Source organism: Alkalihalobacterium alkalinitrilicum (assembly GCF_002019605.1).
In the GTDB taxonomy this organism is placed as follows: domain Bacteria; phylum Bacillota; class Bacilli; order Bacillales; family Bacillaceae_F; genus Alkalihalobacterium; species Alkalihalobacterium alkalinitrilicum.
This window is the reverse complement of sequence record NZ_KV917368.1, coordinates 1924392-1948170: the sequence shown is the minus strand read 5'-3', so window position 1 is coordinate 1948170 and position 23779 is coordinate 1924392. Positions and strand designations below refer to the sequence as shown.

Genomic DNA, 23779 nt, shown 5'->3' with positions numbered 1-23779 from the left:
ATCTATCATAAGTATTTTAAATGATTAAAATAATAAAAACCAATTTGACTTATAGGGATAATATAGTACGATAAAGTTAATCATTTATTTAGTTTTATTCTTTGTGAGGTGGATTTTGTTGCAATTTCAAGTAATGAACAGTCCGTTTAATCAGGAGCAAGTAGAGCTCCTCAATCGTCTACTACCAACTTTAACTGAAACGCAAAAAGTATGGTTATGTGGTTATTTAGCGGCATCTCAAACGGTTGGAACTGCTTCTACTACAATAGAAACGCAGCCAACTGAAGTATCGCCACTTAGTAATACTCCCATTCAAATAGCCATTTCAAAAGAGGTGACCATTCTTTATGGGTCACAGACTGGAAATGCACAAAGTCTTGCAGAAGATGCTGGCAAGACCTTAAAGGAAAAAGGATTTCAAATTACCGTTTCGTCGATGAGTGAATTTAAACCAAACCAATTGAAAAAGATAGAAAATCTTCTGATTGTGGTAAGCACACATGGCGAAGGGGAGCCACCTGATAATGCGTTGTCATTTCATGAGTTTCTTCACGGAAGACGCGCACCTAAGCTCGATGATCTTCGCTTTTCGGTATTATCACTTGGGGATAGCTCCTATGAATTTTTCTGTCAAACAGGTAAGGAGTTTGACCAGAAGCTAGAAGCGTTAGGTGGTACTAGGGTTTATCCACGTGTGGACTGTGATCTGGACTTTGATGAGCCAGCAGCAGAATGGCTTGAAGGTGTCATTGGAGGTTTAAGTGCAGTTCAAGGGGGCGGTGCTGCGACTCCTACTCCAGTTGATACACCACAAACTAGCCCTTCTGAATTTTCTCGAACGAATCCGTTTAAAGCTGAAGTACTTGAAAATCTAAATTTAAACGGGCGAGGCTCCAACAAAGAAACACGTCATCTTGAGATTTCACTAGAAGGGTCAGGTCTTTCATATGAACCAGGGGATAGTTTAGGTATATATCCAGAAAATGATCCTGAGTTAGTCGGTTTACTTCTTGAAGAAATACAATTCGATCCAAATGAAAAGGTAACGATTAATAAGCAAGGTGATGTTCTTTCGCTTAAAGAAGCCTTATTATCCCACTTTGAAATTACGGTGGTCACTAAACCAGTTCTTGAGCAAGTGGCGAAACTTTCAACGAGCGTGGAACTACAAGAACTTTTCTTGTCAGGTAATACAGAAAAACTTAAAGAGTATATAAAGGGTCGTGATTTATTAGATTTAGTCCGCGACTTTGGTCAGTGGGGTAATTCAGCACAAGAGTTTGTTTCTGTCCTTAGAAAAATGCCACCTCGTCTTTATTCGATTGCAAGTAGTTTATCAGCAAATCCTGATGAAGTCCATTTAACAATCGGTGCGGTCCGATATGAAGCGCACGGCCGCGAACGAAATGGTGTTTGTTCAATTTTATGTGCAGAACGTCTTGAACCAGGGGACACTATACCTGTTTTTGTTCAAAACAACCAAAACTTTAAGTTGCCTGAAAATCCCGAAACACCAATTATTATGGTTGGACCAGGTACTGGCGTTGCTCCGTTCCGTGCTTTTATGCAAGAACGGGAAGAATTGGGTGCAGAAGGAAAGTCGTGGATGTTCTTCGGAGATCAACATTTCGTCACTGATTTCCTTTATCAAACAGAATGGCAAAAATGGTTAAAAGATGGTGTTCTTACGAAGATGGACGTTGCATTTTCACGTGATACAGCGGAAAAAGTGTATGTGCAGCATCGAATGCTTGAGAATAGTACGGAATTATTCAATTGGCTTCAAGAAGGTGCAGTCGTCTACATTTGTGGAGATGAGAAATATATGGCACATGATGTCCATAATACCCTTCTTGAAATTGTTGAAAAAGAAGGCGGCATGAACCGCGAACAATCGGAAGCCTACTTAGCAGACTTGCAACAACAAAAACGCTATCAACGCGATGTATATTGAGTATCGTTTGAAAGGAGTTTTATAACATGGTGAACAAGACCTTATTAAAAGCACCAGAAGGCCCGCCTAGTGATGTCGAGCGTATTAAAGAAGAAAGTGATTATTTGCGCGGCACGCTGAGAGAAACAATGTTGGATCGAATCACTTCGGGAATTTCTGATGATGATAACCGCCTGATGAAATTCCACGGCAGTTACTTACAAGACGATCGTGATCTACGGAATGAGCGTCAGAAGCAAAAGCTTGAGCCTGCCTATCAGTTTATGTTACGTGTACGTACTCCAGGAGGTGTTTCTACACCAGAACAATGGCTTGTGATGGATGAACTTGCACAAAAGTACGGGAACGGGACACTAAAATTGACAACACGTCAGGCGTTTCAAATGCACGGAATTTTAAAATGGAATATGAAAAAAACAATTCAAGACATTCATGCGTCCCTTCTAGATACCATTGCGGCCTGTGGGGATGTAAATCGAAACGTTATGTGCAACCCGAACCCAGATCAATCTGAGATTCATGCAGAAGTATTTAAATGGTCGAAGCAGCTTAGCGATGATTTACTACCACGTACACGAGCGTATCATGAACTTTGGTTAGATGAAGAAAAAATAGCAAGTACTCCAGATGTGGATGAAGAGATTGAACCGATGTACGGACCGCTTTATTTACCACGAAAGTTTAAGATTGGTATCGCTGTTCCACCATCGAATGATATTGATGTTTTCTCACAAGATCTTGGCTACATTGCAATTGTTGAAGATGGTAAGCTCATCGGTTTTAACGTAGCGATCGGCGGTGGAATGGGGATGAGTCATGGAGATAAAGAAACGTATCCGCAGCTCGCTAAAGTGATCGGTTTCTGTAAACCAGAGCAAATATATGATGTTGCTGAAAAAATCATTACGATTCAACGTGACTATGGGAACCGTTCGGAACGTAAAAATGCCAGGTTTAAATACACGGTTGATCGACTAGGACTAGGAACGGTTAAGGATGAACTTGAGAATCGTCTCGGTTGGAGCTTAGAAGAAGAGAAGCCTTATCATTTCGACCATAATGGGGACCGTTATGGTTGGGTGAAAGGTGTAAAAGGAAGATGGCACTTTACATTATTTGTTGAAGGTGGCCGTATTACAGATTTAGAAGAGTACAAATTAATGACGGGCTTACGTGAAATTGCTAAAATTCACTCAGGAGATTTTCGTCTAACAGCCAATCAAAACCTCGTCATTGCCAATGTTACGAGTCAGAAAAAGAAAAAAGTGACTGAACTCATTGAACAATACGGTTTAACTGATGGTAAACACTATTCTGCACTTCGTCGTAGTTCATTAGCATGTGTTAGTTTACCAACGTGCGGTTTAGCCATGGCTGAAGCTGAACGCTATTTGCCTGTACTTATTGATAAAATTGAAGCAATTGTTGAGGAAAATGGATTGCGAAATGAAGAAATTACAATCCGGATGACGGGATGTCCGAATGGTTGTGCACGACATGCACTTGGTGAAATTGGCTTCATTGGTAAAGCTCCAGGCAAATATAATATGTATCTTGGGGCGGCTTTTGACGGTAGTAGGTTGAGTAAAATGTACCGTGAAAATATCGGCGAACAAGAAATATTAAAGGAACTTGGTGTATTACTTCCTCGTTATGCAAAAGAACGCGAGGAAGGCGAGCACTTCGGTGACTTTGTCATTCGTGCAGGCGTCATTAAAGAAACAACAGACGGCACAAACTTTCATGCGTAATTAAACCCTAATAATATTAGGTTAATGTTACAACTTTAAATAAAGAGAATAAATTTATTATTTATGCGAAAAGAGATGAAAATCACTGAGATTTTTGTCTCTTTTTTGGGGAGCGATGCATTGAAGTAGAGGTTGAGTGGAAAGGAGTTTAAACGTGAGTGAAATTTTTCCATTTCATATTCGTATACTTAATAAATACAAATTATGGTAAATGCCTAGAGTGACTTGTGGCAAGCAGTTTCTTAGCAGAAAAACTACAAAATGCAATTGTTCGATCATTTAAAATCGCATCGGGAAACGAAGGCCAATGCGATTATTTGCTAAATAAAAATTCTTTTTTTTACTTAAAAACAATCGAGTAGTTTTTTTCTAACAGTACCAAAAGTACAAAAGTTCATAATACTGCTTTGTCTTAGTGAAAGGGAAGTAATTAGATTACGATATAACCAGCATTTTCTATGGCATGGGTTAGATCAGAAACTTTTGCTTTTGTTTCGTCGTATTGAACATTGATGGTTTTATTTTCAAGACTTCCTGTAGCTTGGTGAACCCCATCAATGCTTTTTAAAGCTTTTTCAATTGTTGATAAACAATTTCCACAACTCATTTTTTCCACTTGTAGAGAAACGTCCTTCACCTAGTATCACCTTCCATTTTTATTATATTTTTAAACGAAATGTTCATCTCTATTCAATTAATTAGTGGATTTACCGTAAGAGCTAGTATGAAAGCACGAAATGGGAAAAGTGAAAAAGAATATTGTGTAAGGGAGACCTTTGGAACAGGTCGCAAGCTTGGGTGAACGGATAAATCGTTTTGGTCATAAAAAATTCTCAGGTGGGGTAGGGTGGTTCATTGAACCAAAAGAAATGGTCTAAATTTCCATTCTTTCATCATGGAGGTACAACGATGAGGTTTCATACGTATTGTGGATTTATAAAAGAAGAACAAATCGGTGTCGTTTTTTTCAACTATCCAATTGAAAGCGTTAAGAATGATAAAAATGCTATTAAATCTTACAGGTTTGGTGAATGAAATATAGCCGAAACTATTATTGAAGAAAATAGAAGAGTCTTATAAGTAGGCAGAATAATATAACAACATAAGGAAATGAAGTGGAACTTTAACAATAATTTGCTGTTTTCCTCAGTGCCTATGTGGTATTTGGATATTTTGAATGTGGGAAACATATAATAACCAAAAATATCAGTGGTGGAATATAAATGTTTACAGATAAAAAATATCAAGTGAATTCAATTGAAATAAATGTATCTTATATTTCCTATGTTTTTGGAAGTGCTATTCTTACTATGCCAAGGACTTTAGCAATTGAAGTTGGAACACCAGACGGTATTTTTTCAATAGCTTTGAATGGCTTATTTTTGTTTCTTCTAGTTAGTCTCTATATTCCATTACAAAGGCATTTTGAAGGAAAAACTCTAACAGAGTATTTAAAAGAAGGAAGAATAAGTAAATGGGTAGTGAAAATATTTAGTATTATTTTAGTTTGTTACTTTATTTTAGCTTTAGCAGTTGTTTTACGGATTTTGGCCCTTTCAGTTAAAATGTATTTATTGCCGCATACACCTACGGAGCTGACAGTTGCTGTAATGCTTTTAACGACTACCTATGCCGTTACAAAGGGTGTAGAAGGGATAATCCACTTACATTTATTATATTTGCCCATAATAGCAACTGTATTAGTACTGGTAGTTTTTTTAAATATAGGAAACATGGATCTTTATAGTATTATGCCCATATTACCTGAAGGAATCTCACCTATCTTTAATGGGCTCTTACCTAGTGCATTCCCATTTTATGGGGGGGTCCCATTATTCTTTGTATTTATGTCCTTTATGAAAAAAGATAACCTTAAAGTGTTACCTTTAGCTATAGCTCCAATTTTTACTTCTATATTTTTTTTTATGATAACGATAAGTGCTTATACTGTTTTAAGTTTTGATTTAATTGATGTAATAACATTTCCTACAATGGAATTAGCTAAAGAAATTGAAATCCCAGGTGGTTTTTTTGAAAGATTAGATTCCTTGATGTTAACGATTTGGGTTATGGCACTATTTACAACAGTTATTTCACATCAATTTTTATGTATATGGATTATTCAAGAACAATTCTTTAATAATTCAAACATCATCTTTTTATCTGCAATAGTTATTTTTCTCTGTTTTATCGTCGCTTTCGTCCCTCAAAATATAGCTGAGCTTGGTACACTTTCTGAAGTAGCTGGAATCCTTGCGATAATAGTTTCTCTAATCGGTATCGCAATTGGCTACCTTACTAAATGGTATAGGAACTTACAAAATTAATAGGAACTTTGAACACTAAGAAAACATTTTTGATTTTTCGATGGTAGCGGAACTGCAAAAGCTGCATTACTGCATGGATCAGACAATCCAATTACATGTAAATCAACACCACCCATCTTGGTAATGCCTTGACTTGTAGTTTCGTTACCTTTAGAGTTTTCTTCTATTTTATTACATTCAGTTATTAGTGGGAAAGCTAAATAGCCCCAATTCTACGTCAAAAGCGAAGAAACGGGGCTATTTGTTTAACTTTCCTGATGTTACCAGCTGTGCTATTATAATTTGAAAATAATTCCAATAAGCGAATAGATAATGACAGTTGAAAAGAGGATCGTCATATGAAACAGCGAAAAGATGAATAATGCTTTTGCCCATTTTTCTGAGTCCATTTTTTTGTATCCATATACACTGAGCGCTAGCCATAGAATACCTAACAAAAGCGAAACTAGCATCAGTCCGAGGCTTAATGATCCTAAAAGAAAACTTGTGGCAATTAATAGGACTAAATAAATATTCGTTTGGATATAAGTTCTTCTAACCCCTTTAACCACAGGAAGCATCGGAACATTCGCTGCTTTATAATCAGCGTGTTTACGGATAGCGATTGCATAAAAATGAGGCATTTGCCATATTACTGCTATAACAAAAAGTCCAAGAATAGCAGGATGTGTAATGTCTGGATAAATGGCTGCCCATCCAATAAGAGGTGGCATTGCTCCTGAAATACTACCAATCTCTGTATTATATATGGTTCTTCGTTTACTCCACATTGTATATGGAACAACATAAAAAAACAGTCCTAGAAATCCTAGGAATGCAGCTAGAGGTGTTGCTAGTGCCAGTGTGACAATTCCTGCAATTGACATAAAAATAGCGAGCCATAACACAGTTTTGGGCTTTATGTCTCCTGTTACAGTCGGTCTGTTTTTCGTTCTCTCCATAATCGAATCGATATCACGATCATATAAGTTATTAAAGGCTCCTGCAGCTCCCATAATTAAAATCGAGCCAATTAAAGCAAATATGATTTCTGGAACTTTATCAAGTAGACTATATTGATATGTGTATAAAGCCAGTGTCAAACCTGCAAACATCGTTATGAGATTGGATTTTATAATTCCTGTTTTTACAGTTAAAGCCAAAATTTCAGAAAGGCTTTGTTTTGGAGTGTTTAGGTTTTCTTCCCCTTGCATTTTTTCCCTCTTCCCCTATACTAGATAATCTGAAGTGATCATACTCCAAATGAGAATAAAAGAGTATTTCTTCAAAAATACATTTCATTTGAACCTAGTAGGAATTTATATACTATAGGGAATATTAATGTTACATGACGTCGTTGTCAAGAGAAGGAGCGTCGTGAAAGGAAAGCAGAATTCCCGTAAAAATGAGAAGAAACGGCAAAAACGGTTTAATAAAGCGGATGAACGAATGCCGTCAAGATTGTTGACTTTAAATGTGTTGATAAATTGTAAAATATAGCATTGTTTAGTAAGGCTGATTTCATTTTCTACTATAAAAATATATGTAAAAAGAAATTTTATCATTACCAATAAAAAGAAGTCTAACTATAGTAATGGATTGACAGTAAAGAAAAGTTGAGATAATATTGTCTTTAATTCGAGATATTTTTTTCAGTGTAAAAAAGTTACACTCTCGGTCTCAATAGTAACATTAAAGGGAACTGAAGATGATTTGGTAGGCTGTTTCTCGCATATATAAGGTAAAAAATGTGTTAGAGATTATTATTGCAATGTATCTTGAATTCGAGATTTTAGTTACAACTAATAGAGAGGGGCTATAAATATGAAACATATCTTTCAACAAGGAAAAGATCGTTTGAAACCAACGTTATTATTGCTACATGGAACAGGAGGAAATGAACAGGACTTATTACCTCTTGCAACTATTATAGATGAGCAAGCTTCTATTTTGAGTGTACGTGGGAATGTACTAGAAAATGGAATGCCTCGATTTTTCCGACGCTTAGCAGAAGGAATTTTTGATGAAGAGGATCTCGTGTTTCGTACTAAGGAATTAAACGAGTTTCTAGATGAAGCAGCAGAAAAATACGATTTTGATCGTGAAAATATAATTGCAATCGGGTACTCTAACGGAGCAAACATCGCAGCAAGTTTGTTATTCCACTACAAGAATGCATTAAAAGCGGCAATCCTTCATCATCCGATGGTACCGAGAAGAGGGATTGACCTTCCTGACTTAACAGGAAAACTTGTATTTATTGCAGCAGGCACAAACGATCCGATCTGTGCACCAGCGGAATCAGAAGAATTAAAATCCTTACTTGAAAAGGCCAAAGCAAAGGTAGAGCTATATTGGGACAATCGAGGACACCAATTAACTCGAGAAGAAGTAGAAGCGGCAGCACGGTGGTATCAGAGCATTTAGTCAAAATTGAATAATGGTGGAAGAGGTTAACTCTAAACAAGTGTCTAAGAACTCAAATTGCGTTTTATATAAATGCAAGGAGAAAGACCGTTTGAGTTAGCCTCTTTGTAATTCCTATCGATAGTTGAAACTATTATTGAATAATTATCTAACTTAAAAATTAGTAGTTACAAAAGAAAAATAAATAAAAGGTTCATTTATTTTTCAATGTAAATAAACATAAAGATAAATGCTATTTTAAATTACTTATTTGAATAGAGTGAGTAGAGAGGAGATTGATTAATGATTACAAACTAAATTTATATTTGAGAGCGCTTCAATTATAGTTTGTGCTAATTAACTAATAGAGTGTTGATGTTAATTACATTTATACGATTGAGAGGTTTACTTATGTTAGAAAACACAATTGGAAAGTTATTTGATAAAGCCATTACGCAATTTCCTGAACGAATAGCTGTTAAAGATAGTCGTAGGTCAATTAGTTATGGAAATTTAGGAATTGAGGTAAAATGATGAGCTTTTATCTACATCTGGCCTACGGGTCAGTCAACCAAAAGGGGCTATGATTACTCATGCTAATTTTAGTGAATGGCTATAACTTGTGCAAGCATAAATTATATTTTCTTTGTGGATAAAGTATTGTGTGGCTTCCGTTGTTTCATGCTTTCGCAAAAGTTCAAGCTCTTTTATCTCTTATCGTTCAAGGGGCTACTATGGAATTGAAGAAAAATGAAGTCGGAGAAATAGTCATTAGAGATCTAATGTCATGAAAAGATATTTTAATAAGGAAGAAGAAACAAATAATACCATAATAGATGGTTGGACATTACCGGGTGATTTAGGATATAAGGATGAAGGTGGCTCTCTTTACATCGGAGACCGTAAAAAAGATATGATCATTAAAGGTGGGTATAATGTATATCCTCGAGAAATTGAGGAGCTGTTATATACACACCCTGATACAATTGAATGTGCCGTTATTGGCAAACTAGATGCTGTGTTTGGAGAAAAAGTAATTGTATATGTCGTTTCACATACTAATTATAATGAAGACGAGTATATTTATTTTTGTAAAAGAAACCTAGTGCATTACAAAGTTCCAGAACAGATTTATTTTTATCGAGGAATTACCGAAAACAAGGTCAAGGAAAGTTTTTAAAAAAGCATTGAAAGAATAATAATCCCCTTGATAATTTTAAAGACCTTCATAATATCCAATTGCGAATCACCAAAAAAGCACATACAGAGATATTTATATAGGCTACTTTCGTAGATAACTGGAATTTAGATTTAGAGTACTAAAGATAAATCGGTAGCAGGATGTTAGCAAAATTAATCAAATTATCTCAAACAAAATTAACTAGAACAGGTTCATCCTTGTTCTATTTGTTTGTTCAACCAAATTATTAAAATGGTTTAAGCGGCTTCGTAAAAGTAATACTATTTCATGACCATAAGTTTCTATAGTCATCCGATGTTGGCATAAACGCGCTTATATGATGAAAGAAATGCAAAAAGCTAAACAGTGAATTCTAAATAGTATCTTGGCAAACGAATGACCAGCCCTATAATCATTAACAAAGAGTAATAAGGCTTTGCATGGTTTGTAGGTAGAATATTTTCATATTAAAATAAAGTGTTCACACTTAAAAACTCATATGTTTTTAAGATAGAATATTTAGAATAATAAATATATTAAAAGGTTTTTTACAAACAAAATCGAATTCTTAATTAAGAAAAAGGAATTTACGAGGAGGGGTAATATGAACTTTGGTAGTTTACATACTGCTTTAGCGACTCATGCTAAAAATAAGCCGAATGATATTGCAATCGTTTATTACGATCAGTCTTATACGTTTAAAGAAGTGTTCGAACGGGTGAATGCGTTAGCAAACTCGTTAATAGAATGCGGAATCTCGAAAGGTGATCACGTTAGTTTATATATGAGAAATCGAAGTGAAATGGTGGAGATTTTGTATGCGCTTTCTACAATTGGAGCGGTTGCAGTTCCAATTAATTATATGGTTGAAGGAAAAGACTTGGCGCAATTAATTAATACCTCTGATTCAAAATTTATTTTTGTAGAAGAACAGCAATTACCAGCATACGAAAACGTACTCTCAATGCTTTCCATGATAGATCATCGTTCAACTTTTCTAGTAGGTTCTAATCAAAATCGGACCTATCTATTATATGATCAACTGATGAACTTAGGGTCTACACAACCGCCGCTCGTTGAAGTGGTTTCAGATGATATAAATGCGATGTTGTATTCATCAGGAACGACATCGTTACCGAAAGGGATTATTTTGACACATGGTAATTTAATGTATCGTGCATTTGCTTGTGTACTCGACTGGGGATTGACGAGGAATGATACAATCCTTATTTCGGTTCCGATGTACCACAGTGTTGGACATCTTTATACGTTTATGGCGAATATGGCCGGGTGTAAAGCAGTGATTACGAGAGACTTTCGCTCAGACGAGACATTAAAAACCATACAGAACCATCAAATCACACATGCTTTTTTCGTACCAACACAATATCGATTAATGTTAAACACCCCTTCTTTTGAAACATACGATTTCTCCTCTTTGAAAACGCTCGTATCTGCAGCTGCACCTCTATCTGCGACGACAAAAACGGAAATTATTGAAAAGTTCAAATGTAATTTGACCGAATTTTTTGGTTCAACAGAAAGTGGAATTAGCACAAGTTTACTTCCTGAAGATGTTATTCGAAAAACAGCGAGTGTAGGCCAACAATATCCTTTCATTGATGTACGTCTCGTTGATGAACAAGGTCATGATGTTGATGTGGATGAAGAAGGAGAATTTGCTGTTCGTGGTCCTGGCGTATTCCAAGGTTACTACAAACGTTCAGAAGCAATGGAAGAAAACCTTCTACCAGGAGGTTGGTTTCGCATTGGTGATATGGGAAAAATGGATAACGAAGGCTTCTACTTTTTACTTGACCGTAAAAAAGACATGATCATTAGTGGTGGTGTGAATGTATACCCGAAAGACATTGAAGAAGTCATTTACACACATCCAGTAGTGTTAGAAGCTGCAGTGATCGGGGTTCCTCATGAAAAATGGGGGGAGCAAGTAAAAGCATATGTCGTGTTAAAAGAAGGAGAAAATATTGAAGTTGAAAGTTTACTCTCATTCTGTAATGAAAAGCTAGCAAAATTCCAGCGTATTAAAGATGTGGAATTTGTGTCGGCACTCCCGCGAAATCCATCAGGAAAAATCTTAAAAAGAGAATTGCGCAAACAGATTAGATGAGGTTCTCTCAAAGATTTTTTTGTAATTTTATAAAAAGTCACTCGGACATAGGTGGCTTTTTACATAAGGACCTCATAGTGTAACTATATTTATTAAACTGTTCGTCTAAAAAATACAAAAAGGATGGTGTTCTCATGATACAAAAGGACAAGGTGCTTGAAGAGAAAACAATGACAACATTAGATAAAGAATATAGTACGATGCAGGCAATTACACAAGTTCTTGAAGAAATGGAAATTGATTATGTTTTTGGAATGCCTGGTGGTTATATGGGGACGTTATATGATGGCTTGTATGATAGCAAGTCGGTAAAACCAATTTTAATTCGACATGAGCAAGTCGCAAGTATTATGGCAGAAATTTATGGACGATTAACAGGGAAACCAGGGGTTTTCACTGCACAGGGGGCCTGGTCAATTACAAATGGAGCAATGGGGGCTCTTGAAGCATTACAAGGATGTTCTCCGATGATCATTCTTACTGATATGACAGATAACTATCCATATTCACACCAGGGATCTTATCAAGTTGGGACGGGAGAATACGGTGGATATGACGTAAAAAAAGTAATGGATGGAATTACGAAATACGTTACAGTTGCCTATGGACCTGAACAGGCTGTCCAAAGTCTACAGCTCGTTGCGAAACAATCATTATCAGGAAATCAAGGTCCGACAGCACTGATTTTCCATAGTAATGCAATCAATGGGAAAGTAACACCTGAAGGTTCTCCCAAAATTTATCATACAAGCAAGTATCTAGTAAAACCGAACCATTTCGAAACAGAAAAAAATATTGCAATTGCCTGTGAGAGAATCATGAACGCTGAAAAACCGATAATTATAGCTGGAAATGGAGTCCATAACGCCAAAGCGTATTATGAACTTCAATTACTAGCAGAGTTAACAGGGGCTCCTGTAACGACGACAGCACAAGGAAAAAGTACGATTGCCGAAACGCATCCGAATGCTGTTGGTGTAATGGGGAACTGGGGACAAGATGTAGCAAATGAACATTTATCTAAGGCTGATGTTCTTTTAGTAGTTGGTTCAAAACTCGCTCCTACTGATACTTGTAATGCTACACCTGAACTGATTAACCCAAGTAGGCAAACGATAATTCAAATCGATATTGAGCCTAAAAATGCGAGTTGGACATTTCCTGTTGACCAACCATTAATCGGTGATGCAAAAAATATTTTAAGTCAAATGATCACTTATGTGAAAAGTAACTTCTTAGAAAAACAACAGGTTGTACAAGAAAGAATTGCTAAAATTGAAATTTCAAAAAAAGAGATTGGGTATATGGAATGTGAAGAACAGTACTCAAATGCAACCCCAATCTTACCACAGAGAGTTGTAAAAGAAATTGAATCGGTAATCGATGAGAATACCATCGTGACGTTAGATGCTGGTGAAAATAGAGTTTATAATATCCATTATTTAAAAACAAAAGCCCCTGGAAGTTTAATCTCACCTGCATCTGCAGGAGGTATGGGTTACTCAATTCCAGCTGCACTAGCAACAAAGTTAGTTTATCCTGCGCGGAAAGTATTATCAATTTGCGGTGATGGTGGGTTTCCAATGACGATGAATGGTTTGATGACATCACTTGAATACGACCTTCCTATCGTCGTTGTAATACTGAATAATTCAGCTCTAGGCTGGGTGAAAAATGCTCAAGAAGATCGTGTAATCGCTTCGACTTATCCTGATTACAATTTTAGTGAAATTGCTAGGTCTTTTGGGTGTAATGGTGTAAAGATTGATAAAGCTGAAGACTTGGCTCCAGCAATTGAAAAAGCTTTCGAATCAGGAAAAACAACAGTCATTGATGTGGTGACATCAAATGAGGAGAGTTACAAAAAGATAATGTCAAAACTAGCTAAATCTTTGGAGGACTAAGGCAGGTGAACTTTCATGGAGACAATAACCAATATTGAAGTAAAACCAAGTGATATAGATGTATTAGGTCATGTGAATAATAGTGTTTATGTCTCTTATTTAGAAAAAGGTCGTACTGATTGGTATGAAAAAGCTGGTTTTACATTTAATGAAAATCAGACGATAGGTACAGTTATAATCAGGCTCGATATTTTGTATTTGAAAGAAGTGAGGTTGGGAGACTCTCTTAAAGTAATCACAATCCCGATTCGATTAGGGAATAAAAGCTATGTTATGAAACAAAACATCTTCAATCAAAGAGATGAACACGTTTCAGAGGCTACGGTCACATCCGTGATGTTTGATACAGTGACGAGAAAAAGTGTAAAGGTGACGAATGAGATTGCTAGATGTTTTGAAGGATTTCAAGAGTAACGAACCATAGATTGATTTTGTTAAGTTTTTTTAGGCTAAGGTAAGAGTAGAGATCTTACTCTTCTAAAACAAGGGTATTATATTTCTAGGCCAAACGATTCTAATAAGAAGAATCGTTTTTTTTTTGTTTTAAAAGACTAAGAGGCTTAATGAGTGTTGTCAATGGTTCAGAAAAATAGTGAAGGATTGATGAAAAATGTAAACAAAAGATGGTGCGAGCCAAAAGTTTTAGTTAAAATGCACTAAAAAGAAGAACTGGAGTGGGGGAGTAATAAAGGAGACGGGCGGATACAGCTTTGTATGACTTTAACATCGAAGGGGAAAAATCAGTATTGTATTTTTGGGTAAGGATAATTCATTTCGAATAGTATGAACGAAAGTTATAACTATAGGAGGAATTAGTAAAAGGATAATGAGGGTAAAAGCTACCTGTCATACATACAGGTAGTTTTACTGATATAAAATATAAAGAAAAAAGTTAAAAAACTATTGCTTATTATTATTTGTTTTGATATATTATTTCTTGTCGCTTCTGATTACCGCGACTGAAACAACATATGATTTCACTTTTTTATTTCTTTAAAAAAAGTGTTGTAAGAAAAAATATTATATGTTAAATTATTAATTGTCGCCTTGATTTGAAGATTTTGATAACAGTGACTAATTAATTTACAAAAAAAGATGTTGAAATGAAGTTGTTGGCATGGTAAGATATAATTCCTGTCGCTAACAACAACAAAAAAGTTCTTTGAAAACTGAACAAAAAGCCAAGCGAAATAAAGAGATACATGATATCTCGTCAATGTTTTAAAAACGTCATGTTTGTGACAATGAGCTTAATCAAACACTTTATTGGAGAGTTTGATCCTGGCTCAGGACGAACGCTGGCGGCGTGCCTAATACATGCAAGTCGAGCGGACCTTTCAAGAGCTTGCTTTTGAAAGGTTAGCGGCGGACGGGTGAGTAACACGTGGGCAACCTGCCCTGTAGACTGGGACAACTTCGGGAAACCGGAGCTAATACCGGATAATCAATCACACCACATGGCGTGATTGTAAAAGTTGGGAATTCTAACACTACGGGATGGGCCCGCGGCGCATTAGCTAGTTGGTGAGGTAACGGCTCACCAAGGCGACGATGCGTAGCCGACCTGAGAGGGTGATCGGCCACACTGGGACTGAGACACGGCCCAGACTCCTACGGGAGGCAGCAGTAGGGAATCTTCCGCAATGGACGAAAGTCTGACGGAGCAACGCCGCGTGAGTGATGAAGGCCTTCGGGTCGTAAAGCTCTGTTGTTAGGGAAGAACAAGTACCGTTCGAATAGGGCGGTACCTTGACGGTACCTAACCAGAAAGCCACGGCTAACTACGTGCCAGCAGCCGCGGTAATACGTAGGTGGCAAGCGTTGTCCGGAATTATTGGGCGTAAAGCGCGCGCAGGCGGTCTTTTAAGTCTGATGTGAAAGCCCACGGCTCAACCGTGGAGGGTCATTGGAAACTGGAAGACTTGAGTACAGAAGAGGAGAGTGGAATTCCACGTGTAGCGGTGAAATGCGTAGAGATGTGGAGGAACACCAGTGGCGAAGGCGACTCTCTGGTCTGTAACTGACGCTGAGGCGCGAAAGCGTGGGGAGCAAACAGGATTAGATACCCTGGTAGTCCACGCCGTAAACGATGAGTGCTAGGTGTTAGGGGTTTCGATGCCCTTAGTGCCGAAGTTAACACATTAAGCACTCCGCCTGGGGAGTACGGCCGCAAGGCTGAAACTCAAAGGAATTGACGGGGGCCCGCACAAGCGGTGGAGCATGTGGTTTAATTCGAAGCAACGCGAAGAACCTTACCAGGTCTTGACATCCCTTGACACCTCTGGAGACAGAGCGTTCCCCTTCGGGGGACAAGGTGACAGGTGGTGCATGGTTGTCGTCAGCTCGTGTCGTGAGATGTTGGGTTAAGTCCCGCAACGAGCGCAACCCTTGATCTTAGTTGCCAGCATTTAGTTGGGCACTCTAAGGTGACTGCCGGTGACAAACCGGAGGAAGGTGGGGATGACGTCAAATCATCATGCCCCTTATGACCTGGGCTACACACGTGCTACAATGGATGGTACAAAGGGCAGCGAAACCGCGAGGTCGAGCCAATCCCATAAAACCATTCTCAGTTCGGATTGTAGGCTGCAACTCGCCTACATGAAGCCGGAATCGCTAGTAATCGCGGATCAGCATGCCGCGGTGAATACGTTCCCGGGCCTTGTACACACCGCCCGTCACACCACGAGAGTTTGTAACACCCGAAGTCGGTGGGGTAACCTTTTGGAGCCAGCCGCCTAAGGTGGGACAGATGATTGGGGTGAAGTCGTAACAAGGTAGCCGTATCGGAAGGTGCGGCTGGATCACCTCCTTTCTATGGAGTATTTACTCTAGTCGATGCATACTTCGAGTATGTACGCTTTGGTCTTTTTTGTTCAGTTTTGAGAGAACTCAAAACTCTCTGATTTACTTTTTGCATCTGTGTCTACGAGCAACGCTTCGAAGTAAGCTTCCTCGATGCAAGGCTGCAAGAAGTATAACTTAGATGACTGTTCAAGTTGTAATTGAAGTCAGTTGCCTTGTTCAGTTTTGAAAGAATTTACTTCTTTCAATTGATATATTTCTAAATTAAGTGACGAATTAGAAGCAAGGAGTACGAGGCGGCAAGCTCACGAGTAGCGGAATGTACGTTTAAAGTGTACATGAGCAACGCAGAGAGCGCAGCCAACGAAGTAATCCGCCGCTTATCATTCGTCAGTGGTTCTTTGAAAACTGGATAATGACTAGAAATGACATCAAGATTTCACTGGGTTGCACATTGTGTAACCAAGAGTAACTTGAGTCGTCAAGAATTCAACAACCTTTATAGATTTAAGAGACAAATTAGAAGCAAGGAGTACGAGGTGGCAAGTTCTCAAGTAGCAGAATGTACGTTTAAAGTGTACATGAGCAACGCAGAGAGCGCAGTCAACGAAGTAATCCGCCGCTTATCATTTGTCGAATGGTTAAGTTAGAAAGGGCGCACGGTGAATGCCTTGGCACTAGGAGCCGAAGAAGGACGCGACGAACAGCGAAATGCCTCGGGGAGCTGTAAGTAAGCTTTGATCCGGGGATATCCGAATGGGGGAACCCACCATCCGTAATGGGATGGTACCCATACCTGAATACATAGGGTATGAGGAGGCAGACCTGGGGAACTGAAACATCTAAGTACCCAGAGGAAGAGAAAGCAAATGCGATTTCCTGAGTAGCGGCGAGCGAAACGGAATTAGCCCAAACCAAGAGGCTTGCCTCTTGGGGTTGTAGGACGTCTCACATGGAGTAAGAAAAGACGATCATAGGCGAAGCGGTCTGGAAAGACCCGTCAGAGAAGGTAACAACCCTGTAGCCAAAATGATCGTCTCTCCGAGACGGATCCTGAGTACGGCGGGACACGTGAAACCCCGTCGGAAGCAGGGAGGACCATCTCCCAAGGCTAAATACTCCCTAGTGACCGATAGTGAACCAGTACCGTGAGGGAAAGGTGAAAAGCACCCCGGAAGGGGAGTGAAAGAGATCCTGAAACCGTGTGCCTACAAGTAGTCAGAGCCCATTTACGGGTGATGGCGTGCCTTTTGTAGAATGAACCGGCGAGTTACGATCCCGTGCAAGGTTAAGCTGATAAGGCGGAGCCGCAGCGAAAGCGAGTCTGAATAGGGCGAATAAGTACGTGGTCGTAGACCCGAAACCGTGTGATCTACCCATGTCCAGGGTGAAGTTCAGGTAACACTGAATGGAGGCCCGAACCCACGCATGTTGAAAAATGCGGGGATGAGGTGTGGGTAGGGGTGAAATGCCAATCGAACTCGGAAATAGCTGGTTCTCCCCGAAATAGCTTTAGGGCTAGCCTCGAGGGAAGAGTATTGGAGGTAGAGCACTGATTGGGCTAGGGGTCCCCACAGGATTACCGAACTCAGTCAAACTCCGAATGCCAAATACTTATCCTCGGGAGTCAGACTGCGAGTGCTAAGATCCGTAGTCAAGAGGGAAACAGCCCAGACCGTCAGCTAAGGTCCCCAAGTATACGTTAAGTGGTAAAGGATGTGGAGTTGCCCAGACAACCAGGATGTTGGCTTAGAAGCAGCCACCATTTAAAGAGTGCGTAATAGCTCACTGGTCGAGTGACTCTGCGCCGAAAATGTACCGGGGCTAAACGTATCACCGAAGCTACGGCTTGTCCTTACGGACAGGGGTAGGGGAGCGTTCTAAGTGCAGCGAAGTCAGACCGGAAGGACTGGTGGAGCGCTTAGAAGTGAGAATGCCGGTATGAGTAGCGAAAAGAGGGGTGAGAATCCCCTCCGTCGAAAGCCTAAGGTTTCCTGAGGAAGGCTCGTCCGCTCAGGGTAAGTCGGGACCTAAGCCGAGGCCGAAAGGCGTAGGCGATGGACAACAGGTTGAAATTCCTGTACCACCTCCTCACCGTTTGAGCAATGGGGGGACGCAGTAAGGTAGGGTAAGCGCGCTGATGGATGCGCGTCTAAGCAGTTAGGCTGGTAAGTAGGCAAATCCGCTTACCATAAAGGCTGAGCTGTGATAGCGAGGGAAATTAAGTACCGAAGTTCCTGATCCTACACTGCCAAGAAAAGCCTCTAGCGAGGTGAGAGGTGCCCGTACCGCAAACCGACACAGGTAGGCGGGAAGAGAATTCTAAGACGCTCGGGAGAACTCTCGTTAAGGAACTCGGCAAAATGACCCCGTAACTTCGGGAGAAGGGGTGCTCTGTTAGGGTGTATGCCCGAGAGAGCCGCAGTGAATAGGTCCAAGCGACTGTTTAGCAAAAACACAGGTCTCTGCGAAGCCGCAAGGCGAAGTATAGGGGCTGACACCTGCCCGGTGCTGGAAGGTTAAGGGGAGTGGTTAGGCGCAAGCCGAAGCTGTGAACCGAAGCCCCAGTAAACGGCGGCCGTAACTATAACGGTCCTAAGGTAGCGAAATTCCTTGTCGGGTAAGTTCCGACCCGCACGAATGGTGTAACGACTTGGACACTGTCTCAACGAGAGACCCGGTGAAATTATATTACCTGTGAAGATGCAGGTTACCCGCGACAGGACGGAAAGACCCCATGGAGCTTTACTGTAGCTTGATATTGGATTTTGGTACAGCTTGTACAGGATAGGTAGGAGCCTTGGAAGCGTGAGCGCCAGCTTACGTGGAGGCGTCGGTGGGATACTACCCTGGCTGTATTGAAGTTCTAACCTCGAACCGTGATCCGGTTCAGGGACAGTGTCAGGTGGGCAGTTTGACTGGGGCGGTCGCCTCCTAAACAGTAACGGAGGCGCCCAAAGGTTCCCTCAGAATGGTTGGAAATCATTCGTAGAGTGCAAAGGCATAAGGGAGCTTGACTGCGAGACCTACAAGTCGAGCAGGGACGAAAGTCGGGCTTAGTGATCCGGTGGTTCCGCATGGAAGGGCCATCGCTCAACGGATAAAAGCTACCCTGGGGATAACAGGCTTATCTCCCCCAAGAGTCCACATCGACGGGGAGGTTTGGCACCTCGATGTCGGCTCATCGCATCCTGGGGCTGAAGTAGGTCCCAAGGGTTGGGCTGTTCGCCCATTAAAGCGGTACGCGAGCTGGGTTCAGAACGTCGTGAGACAGTTCGGTCCCTATCCGTCGTGGGCGTAGGAAATTTGAGAGGAGCTGTCCTTAGTACGAGAGGACCGGGATGGACACACCGCTGGTGTACCAGTTGTTCCGCCAGGAGCATAGCTGGGTAGCTACGTGTGGACGGGATAAGCGCTGAAAGCATCTAAGCGTGAAGCCCCCCTCAAGATGAGATTTCCCATTACGTTAAGTAAGTAAGACCCCTTAGAGATGATGAGGTTGATAGGTCTCGGGTGGAAGCGTGGCGACACGTGGAGCTGAGAGATACTAATCGGTCGAGGGCTTATCCAAAACATAAAGCGTTGATATTCTTCTAGCACATTATCCAGTTTTGAGAGAATGACTCTCTCTTGTATTCATATAGATGGGGCCTTAGCTCAGCTGGGAGAGCGCCTGCCTTGCACGCAGGAGGTCAGCGGTTCGATCCCGCTAGGCTCCACCATTTATACAATTTAATCTATCTTAATAATGGCGGTGTAGCTCAGCTGGCTAGAGCGTACGGTTCATACCCGTGAGGTCGTGGGTTCGACTCCCTCCGCCGCTACCATTATAAGGACCCTTAGCTCAGTTGGTCAGAGCGGTCGGCTCATAACCGATTGGTCGTAGGTTCGAGTCCTACAGGGTCCACCAGAAACATAGGTATGGAGGAATACCCAAGTCCGGCTGAAGGGATCGGTCTTGAAAACCGACAGGCGGGTTAAACCGCGCGGGGGTTCGAATCCCTCTTCCTCCGCCATCAGATACAAGTTTTATTATTACTGTCAATTTAAACGGACAGTTAGTGATATCTAAGGTATTTGGCGGCATAGCCAAGTGGTAAGGCACGGGTCTGCAAAACCCTTATCCCCCGGTTCGAATCCGGGTGCCGCCTCCAAGAGAAACTGATGTATAACTAATGTCTGCTTTGCCGGGGTGGTGGAATTGGCAGACACACAGGACTTAAAATCCTGCGGTAGGTGACTACCGTGCCGGTTCAAGTCCGGCCCTCGGCACCATATGCGCCCTTAGCTCAGCTGGATAGAGTGTTTGACTACGAATCAAAAGGTCGGGAGTTCGAATCTCTCAGGGCGCGCCAATTTATTTATATTTTGGAATGAATATTAAGTGAATAAGTTGCGGGTGTAGTTTAATGGTAAAACCTCAGCCTTCCAAGCTGATGTCGTGAGTTCGATTCTCATCACCCGCTCCATTTTTTATGGGCCTATAGCTCAGCTGGTTAGAGCGCACGCCTGATAAGCGTGAGGTCGGTGGTTCGAGTCCACTTAGGCCCACCATAACTTATTCCACAGTAGCTCAGTTGGTAGAGCAATCGGCTGTTAACCGATCGGTCGCAGGTTCGAGTCCTGCCTGTGGAGCCACTTACTGGCCCGTTGGTCAAGCGGTTAAGACACCGCCCTTTCACGGCGGTAACACGGGTTCGAATCCCGTACGGGTCACCAATTTCTAAAAGATTTTTAGAAGCAAGAAGTTCGAGGAAGTGAAGTCCTGAGGAACAGATCGTATCTAAATACGTGAGTACCGGAAGGCCGAAACTGACGAAGAAATTCGCAGCTTATCAAAATCTTAATGGAGGATTAGCTCAGCTGGGAGAGCACCTGCCTTACAAGCAGGGGGTCGGCGGTTCGAGCCCGTCATCCTCCACCATTATGCCGGTGTAGCTCAATTGGTAGAGCAACTGACTTGTAATCAGTAGGTTGGGGGTTCAAGTCCTCTCGCCGGCACCATTACGATTTATTGCGAATCTCTAATGAGGTAGAGCTACGAGCATTTGTTGTTAGGAAAACCTACGAGTTGTTTCAATGTATATGTTTCATTGAGTAGCTAGTAGAGGATTAAACATTCAAAGTGAATAATATACATTAATTCGGGAGCCATTAGCTCAGTTGGTAGAGCATCTGACTTTTAATCAGAGGGTCGAAGGTTCGAGTCCTTCATGGCTCACCATTTTTATTTTTGCGGGTGTGGCGGAATTGGCAGACGCGCTAGACTTAGGATCTAGTGTCTTTGACGTGGGGGTTCGAGTCCCTTCACCCGCACCAATACATAACTAATAACTAATAATTAACAATAAGATTAGATCAACAATTGTTGGTCTTTTTTTGTTTAATTATTACCTAGTATTTAGAAGAAAACTCTAGTAAAAGTTAGTTAACTTTACATCATTAACAGTTATAGTTAAACGATTTCGAACAACAAAATTAAAAAAGGATAATTAAAGAAGGTGGTACCTAATGATAGGTCCACCTTCTTTGTTAGCTATTCAACTACTTAAACTATTAATTTAATACACGACGTGCTTGTGTATGTTTAGAAGGATTGTAACTAGAGATCTTCACAACATCACCAGTTTGTGGAGAGTGGATGTATTGACCATTTCCTATGTATATACCAACGTGGTGAATAGGGCTTCCTCTAAAGATCAAGTCACCTGGTTGTACTTGGTTAGTAGGAACAGCTACTCCAACTGTAGCTTGTTGTCTAGATGTTCTTGGTAAGTTTACACCAACTGAGCGGAAGACGTACGATGTAAATCCTGAGCAATCAAACCCACTTGGAGTTGTGCCGCCCCATACATAAGGTGTTCCTAAGAATTGTTTACTGTAATTAATTAACTGAGATACTTTATCTGAGTTTCCAGAATTAACCGTTTTTGTAACAGTGTTTTGATTAGTGTTCGTGTTTACTGAAGTATTTGTAGGTGTTGTGGTTGGTTCTGAAGTCGTGTTGGTTACAGTCGGTTGACTTTGTGTTGTCTGGTTATTATTTTGAACATTTTGTTGTGTTTGTTGCGCGAGTGTCGCAGCTTGTCGTTCTTCTTCAGCTCTTGCTGCTTCCTCGGCTATACGTGCTTCTTCAGCTAAGCGAACTTCTTCTTGGCGTTGTAATTCTTTTACTCGTTCTAATTCTTGCATTACGGTAGATTTGTTTCTTTCCATTGAAGCTCGTTCGTCTTCTACCGTTTGTTTATTAATTTCTAATTGAGCTACTTCTTTTACAAGATTTTCTTGTAGTTTAGTGAGTTCAATTTCAGCGGTCTGAAGGTTATCTAGTAATTTCTGATCTTGGTCGATGACTTGAGAGATGAGTGTTACTCGTTCAATGAGATCTGAAAACCCTTTAGAGGATAAGATCACATCAATATACGTTAACATTGGACTTTGACCATTTTGTTGCATGGCCCGTAAACGTTCGAAATAGATCTCTTTTAAACTATCAAATCTTTCTTGTGCTTCATCGATTTCCTCTTGGTTATTTTCGATTTGCTTTTGGCCGCGTTCAATCTCTTTTGTTAACTCTTCAATTTTGGCAATTGATTCGATAATCTTGTTGTCATATGTAAGTATATTCGTTTCAAATTCTTCAATTTGCGCGGAAAAATTCACTGTAGGATTAGCGTAGGATGTTGTCGGAACCGCATGAAGAAGGGTAGCAGCTAGAGCCGTAGCAATAACTACTTTCGTTAACTTCCTTTTCATTATATTACTCTCCTTTTATATGTACCATTACCTTTATCTAATGGAAGAATCTACTTTTTAATAGTCTATCAAATTTTAATATGTTTCATGTCTAATAACAACGAATTTTGCTAGAATGTAATATAATTGTTACATAAGAAATGAATTTGTCGTATTATATAAGGGGTTTATTAATAAATTTAAAATTATTTGTAAAAATCAACAGTTGTTGAATAGGCAGTGTTAAAAATTGTATGCAAATCAATGCTTATGACAGCTACCTTTTATTTATGCTTCTTCCAACCACCTTCCCCAGTGTGTACTTGTTGCAATCACCTTTCGTTTTTCAATCGTCATCATTCCAGATAACGTTCCATAGTAATATTGCATGAAGCTAGACTGAATACGGTATTGCTTCTATTTTAAAGACCGTTTGTTTAAAATCAACGATGTTCGTTGGCAAATAGAGAGATATCTAAAATGAACATTCAGACACTAATTTTAATTATGTCTAAAAAAGACCTAAAACTGTTCTATTTTTGATCATAGTTTCGTTAAATTTCTTCTGTAGAGTGTAGGACAAGCAGTTAAGAGAACTGCAAAAAAT

13 protein-coding genes, 15 tRNA genes and 2 rRNA genes are annotated in these 23779 nt (G+C 40.1%); 27 read left to right on the top strand and 3 right to left on the bottom strand.

Translation table 11 applies throughout. The annotated features are described in order from the left end of the window. Nucleotides 1-118: 118 nt before the first annotated feature. Nucleotides 119-1954 carry an assimilatory sulfite reductase (NADPH) flavoprotein subunit gene (locus BK574_RS09035; RefSeq protein ID WP_078428371.1) on the top strand — a complete coding sequence of 612 codons (1836 nt, stop codon included), beginning with the start codon at nt 119-121 and terminating at the stop codon, nt 1952-1954. Nucleotides 1955-1980: 26 nt separating this feature from the next. Next, nucleotides 1981-3705: an assimilatory sulfite reductase (NADPH) hemoprotein subunit gene (cysI, locus tag BK574_RS09030; protein ID WP_078428370.1), complete on the top strand. Its 1725-nt coding sequence runs from the start codon at nt 1981-1983 to the stop codon at nt 3703-3705. 430 nt (nt 3706-4135) lie between these two features. On the opposite strand, the gene BK574_RS09025 is transcribed toward cysI, so the two are convergent. Next, the gene (locus BK574_RS09025; RefSeq protein ID WP_238457565.1) at nt 4136-4342 is read right to left on the bottom strand and encodes a heavy-metal-associated domain-containing protein; all 207 of its coding nucleotides are present in this window, start codon (nt 4340-4342) and stop codon (nt 4136-4138) included. 218 nt (nt 4343-4560) lie between these two features. On the opposite strand from BK574_RS09025, the gene BK574_RS28095 reads away from it, so the two are divergent. Together BK574_RS28095 and BK574_RS09020 are read left to right on the top strand one after the other, a co-directional pair. Continuing rightward, the gene (locus tag BK574_RS28095) at nt 4561-4740 is read left to right on the top strand and encodes a hypothetical protein (RefSeq protein WP_218970562.1); all 180 of its coding nucleotides are present in this window, start codon (nt 4561-4563) and stop codon (nt 4738-4740) included. A gap of 188 nt (nt 4741-4928) precedes the next feature. Then, complete coding sequence (locus BK574_RS09020; protein ID WP_078428369.1) at nt 4929-6032, top strand: GerAB/ArcD/ProY family transporter; 1104 nt, start codon at nt 4929-4931, stop codon at nt 6030-6032. A gap of 275 nt (nt 6033-6307) precedes the next feature. On the opposite strand, the gene cyoE is transcribed toward BK574_RS09020, so the two are convergent. Then, nucleotides 6308-7225, bottom strand: coding sequence for a heme o synthase (gene cyoE, locus BK574_RS09015; protein WP_078428368.1), 918 nt, complete (start codon nt 7223-7225; stop codon nt 6308-6310). Between the two features lie 610 nt (nt 7226-7835). Here cyoE and BK574_RS09010 point away from each other — a divergent pair. The 23 genes from BK574_RS09010 to BK574_RS08905 all read left to right on the top strand — a co-directional run bounded on the left by BK574_RS09010 (nt 7836) and on the right by BK574_RS08905 (nt 21756). After that, nucleotides 7836-8438, top strand: coding sequence for an alpha/beta hydrolase (locus BK574_RS09010; RefSeq protein WP_078428367.1), 603 nt, complete (start codon nt 7836-7838; stop codon nt 8436-8438). A 390-nt stretch (nt 8439-8828) separates the two neighbouring features. Continuing rightward, complete coding sequence (locus BK574_RS28785; protein ID WP_274379417.1) at nt 8829-8951, top strand: hypothetical protein; 123 nt, start codon at nt 8829-8831, stop codon at nt 8949-8951. A gap of 253 nt (nt 8952-9204) precedes the next feature. Next, nucleotides 9205-9597, top strand: a complete 393-nt coding sequence (locus BK574_RS09005) for an AMP-binding enzyme (protein WP_078428366.1) — start codon at nt 9205-9207, stop codon at nt 9595-9597. Nucleotides 9598-10201: 604 nt separating this feature from the next. After that, complete coding sequence (locus BK574_RS09000) at nt 10202-11728, top strand: class I adenylate-forming enzyme family protein (RefSeq protein ID WP_078428365.1); 1527 nt, start codon at nt 10202-10204, stop codon at nt 11726-11728. Nucleotides 11729-11862: 134 nt separating this feature from the next. Continuing rightward, nucleotides 11863-13632, top strand: coding sequence for a thiamine pyrophosphate-binding protein (locus tag BK574_RS08995; RefSeq protein WP_078428364.1), 1770 nt, complete (start codon nt 11863-11865; stop codon nt 13630-13632). 15 nt (nt 13633-13647) lie between these two features. After that, a complete protein-coding gene (locus BK574_RS08990; protein ID WP_078428363.1) occupies nt 13648-14046 on the top strand; it encodes an acyl-CoA thioesterase in 399 nt (132 codons plus the stop codon). A gap of 849 nt (nt 14047-14895) precedes the next feature. Then, nucleotides 14896-16447 (top strand): 16S ribosomal RNA (locus BK574_RS08985). Between the two features lie 629 nt (nt 16448-17076). After that, nucleotides 17077-20008: ribosomal RNA gene (locus BK574_RS08980) — 23S ribosomal RNA — on the top strand. The 16S and 23S rRNA genes sit together here with 15 tRNA genes alongside, the layout of an rRNA operon. A 75-nt stretch (nt 20009-20083) precedes the next feature. Continuing rightward, nucleotides 20084-20159 (top strand) — tRNA-Ala (locus BK574_RS08975). Nucleotides 20160-20187: 28 nt separating this feature from the next. Continuing rightward, nucleotides 20188-20264: transfer RNA gene (locus tag BK574_RS08970), tRNA-Met, on the top strand. Nucleotides 20265-20270: 6 nt separating this feature from the next. Continuing rightward, nucleotides 20271-20347 (top strand) — tRNA-Ile (locus tag BK574_RS08965). A gap of 13 nt (nt 20348-20360) precedes the next feature. Continuing rightward, nucleotides 20361-20453: transfer RNA gene (locus BK574_RS08960), tRNA-Ser, on the top strand. Between the two features lie 63 nt (nt 20454-20516). Continuing rightward, nucleotides 20517-20591: transfer RNA gene (locus BK574_RS08955), tRNA-Cys, on the top strand. A gap of 32 nt (nt 20592-20623) precedes the next feature. After that, nucleotides 20624-20712: transfer RNA gene (locus BK574_RS08950), tRNA-Leu, on the top strand. A 3-nt stretch (nt 20713-20715) separates the two neighbouring features. Continuing rightward, nucleotides 20716-20792: transfer RNA gene (locus tag BK574_RS08945), tRNA-Arg, on the top strand. Nucleotides 20793-20832: 40 nt separating this feature from the next. After that, nucleotides 20833-20906, top strand: a tRNA-Gly gene (locus BK574_RS08940). Between the two features lie 8 nt (nt 20907-20914). After that, nucleotides 20915-20991 (top strand) — tRNA-Ile (locus BK574_RS08935). Between the two features lie 8 nt (nt 20992-20999). Continuing rightward, nucleotides 21000-21075, top strand: a tRNA-Asn gene (locus BK574_RS08930). Between the two features lie 6 nt (nt 21076-21081). Continuing rightward, nucleotides 21082-21156: transfer RNA gene (locus BK574_RS08925), tRNA-Glu, on the top strand. Nucleotides 21157-21285: 129 nt separating this feature from the next. Further along, nucleotides 21286-21361 (top strand) — tRNA-Val (locus tag BK574_RS08920). A 4-nt stretch (nt 21362-21365) separates the two neighbouring features. Then, nucleotides 21366-21441, top strand: a tRNA-Thr gene (locus tag BK574_RS08915). Between the two features lie 144 nt (nt 21442-21585). Next, nucleotides 21586-21661, top strand: a tRNA-Lys gene (locus BK574_RS08910). 11 nt (nt 21662-21672) lie between these two features. After that, a tRNA-Leu gene (locus BK574_RS08905) sits at nt 21673-21756 on the top strand. Between the two features lie 237 nt (nt 21757-21993). Here the strand turns inward: BK574_RS08905 and BK574_RS08900 are convergent. Next, nucleotides 21994-23193, bottom strand: coding sequence for a C40 family peptidase (locus tag BK574_RS08900; protein WP_078428362.1), 1200 nt, complete (start codon nt 23191-23193; stop codon nt 21994-21996). Nucleotides 23194-23779: the final 586 nt, after the last annotated feature.